Origin of the sequence: Natronococcus sp. A-GB1 (assembly GCF_029688845.1) — an archaeon.
In the GTDB taxonomy this organism is placed as follows: Archaea; Halobacteriota; Halobacteria; order Halobacteriales; family Natrialbaceae; genus Natronococcus.
The window spans coordinates 19,577-31,191 of sequence record NZ_JARUKW010000029.1 but is presented as its reverse complement, the minus strand read 5'-3'; the positions used below and the strand labels follow the sequence as shown (position 1 = coordinate 31,191).

General features: G+C 54.6%; 8 protein-coding genes and 1 pseudogene. 3 read left to right on the top strand and 6 right to left on the bottom strand.

The annotated features are described in order from the left end of the window. The 3 genes from QA600_RS21475 to QA600_RS21465 form a co-directional block, all read right to left on the bottom strand. On the bottom strand, positions 1 to 3,277 hold a 3,277-nt coding region (locus QA600_RS21475; RefSeq protein ID WP_278293978.1), incomplete at its 3' end, for a conjugal transfer protein. Further along, positions 3,274 to 5,004 carry a hypothetical protein gene (locus tag QA600_RS21470; protein WP_278293977.1) on the bottom strand — a complete coding sequence of 577 codons (1,731 nt, stop codon included), beginning with the start codon at positions 5,002 to 5,004 and terminating at the stop codon, positions 3,274 to 3,276. The genes QA600_RS21470 and QA600_RS21475, both read right to left, overlap by 4 nt. A 12-nt stretch (positions 5,005 to 5,016) precedes the next feature. Beyond that, the gene (locus QA600_RS21465) at positions 5,017 to 5,532 is read right to left on the bottom strand and encodes a hypothetical protein (RefSeq protein WP_278293976.1); all 516 of its coding nucleotides are present in this window, start codon (positions 5,530 to 5,532) and stop codon (positions 5,017 to 5,019) included. Between the two features lie 236 nt (positions 5,533 to 5,768). Between QA600_RS21465 and QA600_RS21460 the strand changes: the two genes are divergently transcribed. Beyond that, entirely contained in the window at positions 5,769 to 6,080 is a 312-nt protein-coding gene (locus QA600_RS21460; RefSeq protein WP_278293980.1) for a hypothetical protein, read from the top strand. Between the two features lie 342 nt (positions 6,081 to 6,422). Here QA600_RS21460 and QA600_RS21455 read toward each other — a convergent pair whose 3' ends face one another. Further along, complete coding sequence (locus tag QA600_RS21455) at positions 6,423 to 7,742, bottom strand: hypothetical protein (protein ID WP_278293975.1); 1,320 nt, start codon at positions 7,740 to 7,742, stop codon at positions 6,423 to 6,425. Between the two features lie 725 nt (positions 7,743 to 8,467). Between QA600_RS21455 and QA600_RS21450 the strand changes: the two genes are divergently transcribed. After that, complete coding sequence (locus QA600_RS21450; RefSeq protein ID WP_278293974.1) at positions 8,468 to 8,959, top strand: hypothetical protein; 492 nt, start codon at positions 8,468 to 8,470, stop codon at positions 8,957 to 8,959. Between the two features lie 34 nt (positions 8,960 to 8,993). Here the strand turns inward: QA600_RS21450 and QA600_RS21445 are convergent. Continuing rightward, positions 8,994 to 9,128 (bottom strand): annotated as a pseudogene (locus tag QA600_RS21445) (hypothetical protein); the annotation flags it as partial. A 486-nt stretch (positions 9,129 to 9,614) separates the two neighbouring features. Here QA600_RS21445 and QA600_RS21440 point away from each other — a divergent pair. Then, a complete protein-coding gene (locus QA600_RS21440) occupies positions 9,615 to 10,652 on the top strand; it encodes a site-specific integrase (protein ID WP_278293973.1) in 1,038 nt (345 codons plus the stop codon). Positions 10,653 to 10,740: 88 nt separating this feature from the next. Here QA600_RS21440 and QA600_RS21435 read toward each other — a convergent pair whose 3' ends face one another. After that, positions 10,741 to 11,310, bottom strand: coding sequence for a TATA-box-binding protein (locus QA600_RS21435; protein ID WP_278293972.1), 570 nt, complete (start codon positions 11,308 to 11,310; stop codon positions 10,741 to 10,743). Positions 11,311 to 11,615 lie beyond the last annotated feature (305 nt).

Sequence of the window (11,615 nt, the reverse complement as noted above, 5' to 3'; positions counted from 1 at the left end):
ATCCATCCGCAAGGTTCCCCTTCTGGAGGTTATCGATCAACTCGGCCTCGTCACCAGAAAGCCCCAGGCGCTTGCCCCACTGCTCGTTCATCCCTTCGACGTACTGGTAGACCTCCATCGACGAGAGCTCGAGCATGACCTCTGCGTTATCTGTCAGATGAACGTTGCCCTCGCCGTCGGTGCCGAAGAAGTCCTTGTGACTCTGGGTTCCGGCACCGATCGAGAGGTCCCAGTGACGGTGGTGGCGATACTTCTGTGACAGCGACTTCACGGTCATGTCGTCGCGAAGCAGGTAGTGGAACTCGTCACAGAAGATCGTCCCCGGCTCGGGACGGGACTTGACTTCGTTGTACAGCAGGTCCAGCAGCAGGTGCATCATGAGCCCGCCACCTTCCTCATCACCCTCTTTCAGCTGCAGGTCGGCGTAGACGAAGTCCGTGTCCTCGAGGTCAACCTCAGTCTCGTGAGCGAGGTGCTCGAGGTGACCACCGTCACGGAAGGGCTCAACGTGGTTATTGATTACCGTCGTCGCCTTCTCCTCGCGATCGCGAACCTGACTCTCGTTCGACGAATCCTCGACGTACGCAGCACCGTCGCTGGACATGTCGTTGATGATCTCGAGAACGTCGTCGGCCATCGTCGGCGCCTTGCCGTCGTACCCCTCTGACTTGCGATACTCGGGATCGTGCGTTTTCGGATCCTCGGTGATCCCCTTCTTCTCACCAGCTCGCTTGAGCGCCTTCGTCCAGATCGCCCGGTACTGCGAGAAGTCGAATCCCTGCATCTTGTAGTAGAGCTCGAGAAAGTCAAGCCCTGAATCGAGCCACTCTCGATAGGGAGCCGAGTGACCGATCGCATCGAGCTTGTCCTCTGGCGTCGGCTTGATATCGAATGGGTTGATGTTGGTCGATCCAACCACAATGCGTTCGCCGCCGAAGATCTCCTGCAAGTTCGCGAACTCCTGTAGCGGATCAATCACCGCGATAAACGAATCAGGGTTGTCGACCTTGTAGCGCCACAGATACTGACTCGAGGTAACCGTCTTCCCGGCGCCGGTCTTGCCGACGATCACCCAGTTATACCCCGCGTCGCGTTTGTAAACGTCAACGGCGAGTGGCTCATTCGTCGCCATGTTTTCGGCGATCTCCACACCCGAAGGCTCGTGGAGATTCGTCGTCGTCCACGGGTTCATCGCCGCTAGCGCCTCCGATCGGACCTTCACTTTCTGGTCGACCTTGTCCTGACACGCCGGTGCGACCGTCTGGTGACCGACGTCGTGGTTCTGCCGAAGCACAGAGACCTCCGCGCTCATGTCGGACATCTTCGCCCGAATCGAGCGAATGGCCCGCTTCAGTGCATCCGGATTGAACGACCGGACCTCGATATACGTCTGGGCCTCGAAAATATCGTGCTCGCTCTGCAGATACGAGTCAAGTGCCGCCTGCGTCTCATCGGCCTCATCCCGATATCGACTCGCGAACATCTCGACTCGGGAGTTCTTGACTCGCTCGTACTTCTTCCGAAGTGCGTCAGCGTAGTCCTCGAGTTCCTGTTCGGCCTTGTCCTGATCGATCGTCTCGATGTGGGTCGCGACGTTCGTCTGGACCTCCGCGTCGTCGAACTGCAGAATCGGCTCGAGGAATCCTTCAGGCGGATCCTTCGGGTAACTCGAAATAAACATCGTTGCCGTATACACCTCCCCGTCGATCTGAAGATGATTTCCGCCACCGTTCATCCAGGAGCGCTCGATCTCCTCTGGAGCCAGCAGTGAGATGTACTGCTCCTCGAGTTCCTCGTCTGTAAGTGCAATCTCCGCACCCCCCGGAGACTCTGCGACCACCGGCGACTCTGCTGTGACACCACCATCAGTCGTCGCCTCTTGCCGCTCAGGTGGCTCCGATCTCACTGAGGGGTCTGGATCATCCGAGTCGCTCGCATCTTGATCAGCGATCGCGAGCTGGTTGTGCCGCCTCGAGAGTGTCGTCCTCGGATCCCGTTCAGCCTCAACGTCCAGATGTGCGTAGGTCACATCGTACTCCGGGTCAGATGCCTCTCCGACTTCGACACCCTCCTCGGTAACCGTCGGCCTCGGTATCGGGCTCTGCCGAACCAGCGACGTATAGTCAGCATGAGCATAGACGTTCGCCGCCTGGTAGTGATCCGCCGCGACCTGCGAGAGCTCTTCGCTCGGGATCGGGTGTCCACTGACGTCCTCGAGACGTCGAATCGAGTCACTGATCGTATCGAGGCGATCCTCGAGTAGCGTAATCATCTGCGGGATGTGCTCTCCGTCCTGCTTGAGCCGGTGGACCTTCCAGTGGGTATACATCCGACCAACCAGCGGAATCGACGTGAGCCCGCCCTCGACATCGTCTTCAGTGACGACATCGCCGGGTTTGACCTCCACAATCAGATATGGATCGACCGTGTACGTCGAGAGGTCGTACATCGAAACAACGTCAGCACGTTCCTGGCAGAGATCGGCGAGTACCTTCTTTCCGAACTCGAGTTCGGAGTAGTCGACCTCACCGGGCGCTGTCTCACCGTCAGCCGTCGTGAGAATCTCCTCTTCGCGTTGACTATACCGTTCGATCCGAGGCGTGTAGTCGACCATCCGCATGTACTCGGCGATCTGGATGTTGCCCTTGACTGCCGTGTCCAACACCTTCGCGTAGAAGCGAGACTGGCGCTCCCACTCCTCTTCGCTTGAGGTGACCATATTCGCCGGCGAAATCCGAATTGCACCAACCACGTGACCGTCGTCGGTCTCGACCGCCGGCGTCCCGTGATAGGATTTCGTGTACTGTACAAAATCCTGAGTGCGAACTGGTCCCTTCGATTTGTCCTCTGGTGAGTCTGGTCCGCGGACTGAGGAAAGAAAGCGGAGCCCTGCAAGGGGAATAGCCGCTGCCCTCCCGAAGAGCGAGTCGTTCGTTGGCTGTGCAATGCCGGAGTCCGTGGGATTTCTATCGAAGAGCATGGTTGGTTGCTGCGAGAACGATCGAAGCACTGTCTCGGCGTAGAAGCGAGCGGTCATCCAGGGATCCTTCGCGACGATGAAGCCGAAGCCGGCGAACAACCACACGATCGCCATAGAGTACGTGAGCGTACCCAGTAGACCGCCGATCATCTGCCGACCAATAAACCAGATCATCGCCGGCGGTGCGATCGCCGCCAGAACCTCCATCTTGCTCATCCCAAGGACGACCTGATCGCTCGTCCCGGTGTGGATTACTTTGTGATCGATACCATCTGACTGACTGGTACTGTCGCTCATTTTCTGTAGTGGTCTGACTGCTTGCGGGCCCGCTCAGCTTGTTTTGAGTTCCGTGCACGGTCCTGTCGCCGCTGTGCTGCCTTGCGACGCTGATCCGGCGAGACACCCGCCACTTGGGTCGTATTCGAGCTGCTCGAGCCCCCTGTCGACGACCGTGACGACGAGCCCGAATTCGAAGCCGAAGACTGACCACCGTCAGTCCGAATCGGTCGCCGCGAATTGACCGATGACTTCGCTCGCTGGGCTGCCGCCTTCGACCGATTCGCTGCCGCAGTACCGACCTTTGCACCGCCGCGTTTGAGACGCTCCTTTGCCGACCGTGTCCGTTCGCCACCGAAGACCGATGCCGGCCGTGGCGACGGCGCATACCTCGAGACGACCGATGAAGCGGTCCCGACTGCAGCCCCGCGCATCGAGAGGCCGATTAGGAAGAACGATCCGCTCACAGTGAACGGAATCAAGACTGCGAGCGCGAAGATTCCGAGCGTCGCCAGGAAGTTGAGCAGCTCCCAGGGGAAGAGTTGCCAGCCGACGGCGTTCGCGAACGCGAGCAAAATCGCCGTCGGGATATTCATCACCAGCAGCCCGTACCACTGCCAGATGAAGAACGATCCAACCTGCTTCACTCGGCGGTGGCCACCCCAGTAAGCCAAGATGAAGAAGATCGGCAGCACGGCTGGGTAGACGAACAAAAGAACGTGCCGAGTCGCGTGAATCAACCCGAGGGCAGCGCCACCAACCCATCCTTTAAAATAGAGAATCAGCGCCGTCGCCACGCCACCCGAGTACGTCGTTACCTCTGAGTCAAGAACGTCCTCTCCATCCGGGAGAAACAACTGCGCCGACGCGTCACTCAACGCATGCATGAGCGTCGCGAACTCCCAGACTGCGACAATCATCATCACGACAAACACACCTGAGGCAAGTATCGAGCCAACCTTTCGGCGCGTAATCGCCGTGATCGCCGGCGCGACCAACATCAACAGCGCTAACAAGAACATGACCGACATCGCCATTGGCATCACTAATCCGAGGTAGACCTCCTCGTAGACCGTCACGTAGTTCTCAGTGGCCATCGCATCGTACTGACCAGCCTCCTTGTGTGACGGCGTCTGCTCACCTTCCTCGAGAGTCTCTGGCGTGCCCAAGATTCCGAAAGCACCGTCGTTGTTGATCGTCGGCGTCCCAAGGGCCTCGTTGAATACTTCCTCTACAAAGAAGCTCATCGCGTCAGCAAACATCTCGGTGAGCCGCTCCCAGACTTCTTCAGCTGCGTCCGCAGGGTTCAGCGTATTGCTGACCGCACTTCCGGCACCACCAAGAATCGAACGTCCTGCTGACTCTTCCTCTTCATCTTCGTTCTCCTCGAGGTAAAGTTCCTCAAACTCCTCGCGATCCTCACTATCCTCAACCTGGAGTGGCCCGCCATCATCGGTCTCGTTGGCGGATGCGTTTTCAGATTCGATCTCAGTGGGACCATCATCGGTTTCGTCGGCCCCAACACCAAGACCATTATCCAAACCCTCTACAGCATCAGACTCGTCGTCAGCGTCACTTTCGTCGTCTTCCGGCGGTTCCCAGACACTCTCGTTGTCATCAGCGTCCTGGGTCTGAAGCACTACATCGTTCGCCGAGACACCAGCGTCAGCAATAGCGGGCCCCGGCATCGCAAGTGCCCCGACGCTACATAGCACTGCGATTAGAAGAACAACTCGTAGAATCCTCATTGGTCTGTGGATTTAGACGAACGGCGAGCAGCCTTCGCCGACGCCAGGGCCTCCAGCATAGCCGAGGGCGATGTCGATGAACTGGACGAAGAAGATGAACGCAATCACGCCCACGATCGGTCCGATCATCATCAGACTCCCAACCGCCGTCGAACCAGTGAACAACGGCACTGCCCGAAGCACTAGTCCCAGCATGAAGATCAAGAACAGTGCTCCGAGGATAACCTGCCAGGCCATCATCTGGATGTCAAATATCATCAGCCCGAATCCCTCTCCACAGATATCTGTTCCTTCCTGTGCCGCCACTGACTGCGACGCAATTAGTGAGACGAAACCCATGAGAATCATCGCTCGCACTGGCGTCAGTAGCTGACGTCGAAGCGACGTTTCCCTCGAACCGTTGTGCTGTTCCTTAATTTTCTCAAATTCCGACCAGCATTCGTCGGCCGACTCCAGAACCCACAGGAATAGTTTCTGGAGGACTGTCCGATCTCGATCCGTACTCGCGTTGGCTTTTTCTTTGGTCATCTATGTTCCAGAGCCCCACCAACACTGTAGCAATCCCAGGGAACGTTATTAGTGAGGCTTCCATGAGGCCAATCTAGCCTTAGTGCAATAAATCTATTCCTCATAACTCTCTAAACTAGTTATTACTCTCATCCGATCCGTAGCGGAGATTTATATGGATAAGTACTAACTCAGTATATTGTGACACAGAAGACAGATAAACAAGATACCCAACCATGGGTCACTAGATAGTCACCATGGAGAACAGCAATGGTACTGACGGCAAAGACGATTCAAAGGCAATCAACATCGAGATCCCGGGTGAAGACAAAACTCGCTATGTGTCGGTTGAGCTCCCGCACGAGCAATACCAGCGTCTCGACGATCTCAAAGATCAACACGGGCTTACCTGGCGTGGACTCTTAATGCATACCCATCGGCAACTCAACAGTCCAGAAATAGAGAGCACCAACCAGTACGAACAACTGAACGAAACTCGCCAATGGCATGGCTTTACCTGGAAAGGGATGCTCCTGCACGCTGCTCGTGACCTCGAAGAAAGTAGCTAACTCATTCCTTACTCAGGCCTGTAGACAGAGATAGCTACGATACGCCGATTCCGATCCCGAAGAAGAACAAGAGCATCCAGAGAACACCCCCTGAAACACGGCGAATTGCGCCATGGTTGTAGGGGTCTCCACTAAGGACCCACAAGACGACACCAGACAGTCCGATTACAACTGCCGATAGTATTCCAAAGCTCGAGTAGGCCATATAAGCGCCTAAGAACGTCAAGAACGCGAAGAACCTCGCCGCAGCGGCATTCGATCTCGTGAGAAATCCTGGCATCTCTGTTTTTACATGGTATAACCTCATTCTATAAAGACTCTTTGACAACACTCACCCCTGGTTCAAGAGGATCCGTTCAACGTCACGTTCTCGAGGGCGGGCATATGACCACCCATCACATTGGCCGGTACTGAGCCTGGATCCCACCCCTCTGCAACGATAGCCACATCTCGAAGCGTCACTGGTCCCGACGTCCCAGAGTAGAAAGCATCCGTCGGCTCGAGCAGCGAAATTTGACAGTTCTCGATCGTCGATTCAGTCACACCGGAGCGCGTCCCGATCGCGAAGTTTCCTCCGGCACCGCCAGCCTCACTTTCTTGAGCTATCGTCACCTCACAGCCTCGAATCATGCCTTCCCCTGAGTAGTGCCAAATCGAACGACCGCTTTCGTGGACTCCTGATGGCACACGATCAACGATAGCCGCACAGTCTTCCACCGTTGACTGGCCGTATGGTCCATCTCGAGTAAGGTCATCATCTTCAGTCTCGTCGATTTCTGGAATCGGTTCCCAGTCATCAGTCTGATTGAACCGGATGTTTGCTGTCCCGGAGTTCGAGGCGATACAGTTCCGAACGATCTGTCGACCGCCGCCCTGGACATACAATCCGTTATCCGGCCACGGCCCACAGATTACGTTCTGAAATAGCGTCGTCCCCGACATATCCGTGTGTCCGACGATCCCCGTTGTCGACCAACTCTGGCCGAATCCCTGTTCGTTCACTGTCCCGTCGTAACGTTCTGTCTGGCGAGTGTTGATTGTATCGTGGTAGTGCATCCCGCCGCCGCTCATATCGACCGAATCAACTAACGCAAAGGCATCTCGAGACGTCGTCGCGACTCGCATATTCCCGTGAGAGCCGAGATCGTGGACACCGTTGAACGCGATGTTCCGAATCTCCGCTCGGTCGTCGATCATCGTATACAGCCCCCGCATTCCCGTGTTCTCCTGTGACCAGTCAAAAATGAAGCCACCGAAAACGAACTCGCCCTGGTGGGGCCGGTTCATCGTACCGATTCGAAACAACATCGTCCCACCGCGGTACTCTCCCTCGTCGACCGTGTGACCGTGGATGGCTTCGACCTCCCCATGCCGGATCACGGCGTTTTGCCCAATGAGGCCGACGTCTCTCCAACCGGTCCGACGGAACCCCCGATTCATCTTGTACTGCCCTTGTGGGAACACGATCAGTGTGTCATCCTCCCAGGCCATCGTCAGGGCATCGTTGATCGCCTCCTCTCCTGTCGGATCCGCATTGTAGGGATCGTCAGTGATGTCCACCACATTGCTAAACTGATCCTCGTAGGTCGCCGGGTCGATCACCGTCGTTACTCCCGTATCGATATTCGTCGCTCCTGCGTTAGCTGGGTTTCCCTCACCCATGGAAGACCCACCATCGAGAGCCATACACCCCGCTAGAGACGCTACCGACACCGCTACACCTCCTCGCAGAAAGTCGCGACGTTGGCATGAGTGTTTCATGGGTGTATAGTCATACTTTGGGGTAATATTGTTTCCGGAGATCCAACCAATTTGTGAGGTCAGGGATTACGATAGCCACTGCTGCTCGAGATAGCGACCGACACTGATCGAACCCAGCCAGCACCGCGCCACACCACTACCGACTGGCCGCTCGCACTCCGCTTCGCTCCGTGCTCGCTCCGCAGGCTGTAGCCAGAGATGACCCCCAGACACTAACTTGAGATCAGCCAGGATCGCATGCCTACACTCGAGGTAATAGTCCATCTATCTACCAGCCCGCTGATAGTCTACGCTGCTAGTTCTCAGCCTGATAGTCCCCCCTTGCTCTCGAGGTGATAATCTGCTCTGCTATAGCCCGGTGATAGTCCCACTTTGCTGAGCTCCTCGAGGTCCTCTTTTGCTGTTCGCGCTCCACCGCTTTGGTTGAGGGTTGATCTGCTATAGCGTAGTGGATATTCCACGTTGTCTCACTTCGTTGATAGTCCCTCGAGGCTATAGTTGCGGAGCCACAACGCGGCCTGCTCGAGATTAGCGTTGTGGGGGTGGCCGGACTATATGTAGTCGGTAGTTCTGGGCTGACCGGAAACTAAAGTAAAATTTTACTACTATGCCCTGAAGCACAATACATGAAGCCAGGACAGGACCCACACGAGATCGCAGCCAACCTCTCACAAAAGCCACATCGGATTTTGGTTTCGATCCGGACCCGTGGCGGGACTGCAAAGACATCTGAGATCACCACCGATACCGATCTCGATAGCAGCCTCGTCAACTACCACTACAAGCGCCTCATGGAGGCCAGTCTGATCGATCGTATTGACGAAGACCAAGATGACCCCATGCCTCGAGAGGGATTTACCTACCAGATAACTGACAGAGGGAAGAATGTACTGAGCGCAGCTCAGGAAGACTACGGAATGGATCCACTTGGGGGTCGGATCGTTCGACAGCGTTTAGATGATTTAGAGGCACGAACTGAGAAACTCGAGCAAGAGAACAATCAGCTCCGAGAGGAAAAGACCGAACTCGAGAATCAGGTCAATGAGCTCGAAGGACGACTAGATGATATGCGAGATGCGAATAGCAAGTTATGGGAAAGTGTGCAGAATATGAAGTGATCCTAAGTAAAATAGAAGTGAGACTAATATCACACTACTCACCGGCCACAGCGATGTCGTGATCGGCAATCCCATCAGACCAACTATGGGGAGCAATCTCAAGTCGCCACGTTTCGCCGCCCTCGAGGCCGGGTGTTAGATCACGGTGACTACCTAACTTGTCACCGTCTTCATCGTAAGTAGTGGTAAGATAGTTTCGCCATTCAGATTCGGTTTTGCATTTGAAGCTGCTGAGTCGTTACGGTCATCTGTGAACCTAACGCAGTATCTTCTGTTAGATATCAGTGATGTTGGCGAAGCCCTGCTATATTCAACCGTGAGTTCCGACCACATCGTCTGTGCGATCGCTGTTTCGAACTCTGCTGATTCCCGTATGCCGATGAAGATCCGTGTCCTATCAATCAATACAAGTTCAACGGTACGGTTACCGCAGAGATGACACACCGTATCGCTACCAGAATACCGGCCAGCCCTCAGTGCCACCATCAGAGGTCGTTGCCGAGTAGGTTGCAACCCGTGCGTCATCAACCCCATAGAACGAAATATAGCGAAACGACCGCTGAAACAGGCCGGGACGTACAATTTCACCAGTCTACTGATAGAGTTATTGTGCCTGGGAGGGTGGGGAGAATACCCTTCCACGGGTATGATCTCTATGACCAAACTGGAGCCAATCCATCCGGCAGAAGCGTTCGAGATCTACCTTGATGAACGACGTGCCGAAGTCACTGCAAATACACTTCAAGCCCACAAATACCGTATTGGGCACTTTCTCCGGTGGTGTGAAGAGAAAGAAATCACTGACTTGAATTCTCTATCGGGGCGTCAGCTGCATGAGTACAAGATTTGGCGGCAAAAGGAAGGAAATCTGAACGCTGTTTCTGTGAAGACACAAATGGACACCTTGCGTGTCTTTATCAAGTTCTGTGAATCGATTGATGCGGTGCCTCCGGCTCTCCACGAGAAGGTACTGTCGCCAAAGCTCAACCATGGCGATAACCAGAGCAACGCTATTCTTACGAAAGACGTCGCTCATAATCTCCTGGACTACCTCTACCGATTCGAGTACGCCTCTTTCAATCACGTCTTGATTCGACTTCTCTGGACGACTGGAATGCGAGTCGGGACTGCTCATGGATTAGACCTGGAAGACTATGATCAGGATGACCGGTATCTCGAAGTTCGACACCGGAAATCCACTCCGTTAAAGAATAAGCAACAGGGGGAGCGTCTCATCGCCCTGGATCCTGAGACGTGTGAAGTCCTTGATGACTGGATTTATCATCAACGTCCAGATTCCCAAGATGAGGAGGGCCGAAATGCACTGCTGTCATCAGTCCATGGTCGCGCTCACAAGAACACGCTTCGGTCTACAGTGTACCGATGGACGCGACCATGCGTCTATACTGGTCAGTGCCCTCACGGACGCGATCTCGATACCTGTGAGGCATTGAACGATAACGAGAAGTCTGCGAGTCTTTGTCCATCGTCAGTCTCCCCCCACGCGATCCGACGAGGATCCATCACGTATCACCTTACTCAAAATGTCCCGACAGAGGTCGTAAGCAGCCGAATGAACGTCAGTGCAAAAGTACTGGACGTGCATTATGACAAACGAAGCGAGGAGACGAAAATGGAACAGCGACGCCGATACTTAGAGGATCAGCCCTCCGCACGGTTCCGACGTCGTTGACATAGAATTCGATTGCGCATTGTCCAGTGTTGCTTCAAGCATGGCGTAATATCATCGAGCTACTGCACAACCAATACCTTGAGAAACACTATTCGAGCAGACCCAGATCCTCGAGACGTTCAACGATTACATCGATAGCCTGTCTAGCATCGTCAATCTCTTTCCCACCAGTGACGACCAATTTTCCGGAGCCAAAGAGCAGGGCAACGACCTCAGGCTTGTCAAGGCGATAGACCAGTCCTGGAAACTGCTCTGGTTCATACTCGATATTCTCAAGGCCAAGCCCAATCGCAATTGCATTCAGGTTGAGACTCCGACCGAGATCGGCACTACTAACGATATTCTGGACGGTGATCTCTGGACCCTCTTCAACCTCAATTTGCAGGTCTCGAAGCTTTCCAAAAACAATCTGTAGGCTCTTGTGGACGTTCTCGACGCTCTTCGCACCGGTACAAACGATTTTTCCGGAGCGGAAAATCAGGGCAGCAGATTTGGGATCTGTGGTACGGTAAACAAGTCCCGGGAACTGTTCTGGATCGTAGTCGGCCCCCTTGAGATCCATTGCAAGACTCTCGAGTGCGAGTTCCTGTCCAATAGCAGATGATGCGACCACGTTTTCGATCTCGATAGAATCCTGGGGTCTGTCATCCGTTACCAACATCTTGTTTACGTAGTATAAAGATCAATGGTTCTACTGTACTATTATTCCAGCCTAGCAGATTCTTCCGATCTCAATCCGGTCGAAGAGTGCCACAAACAACTTTAGAAATCTCTCGGCAATTGGTTGTTCAAGTCGCTTATAGAGCCAAATCCACTGATTGGATCAGACTCTGATCCACACTCGGTACCAAATGTAAGCGACTGCTTCGAATAAGTACTATAGACAGTACCGTTCCATTGCACTATACGTGAGGGGACGACTACGTTTGCAGTTCCGACGACCTCTATATACTTACCCAGAGC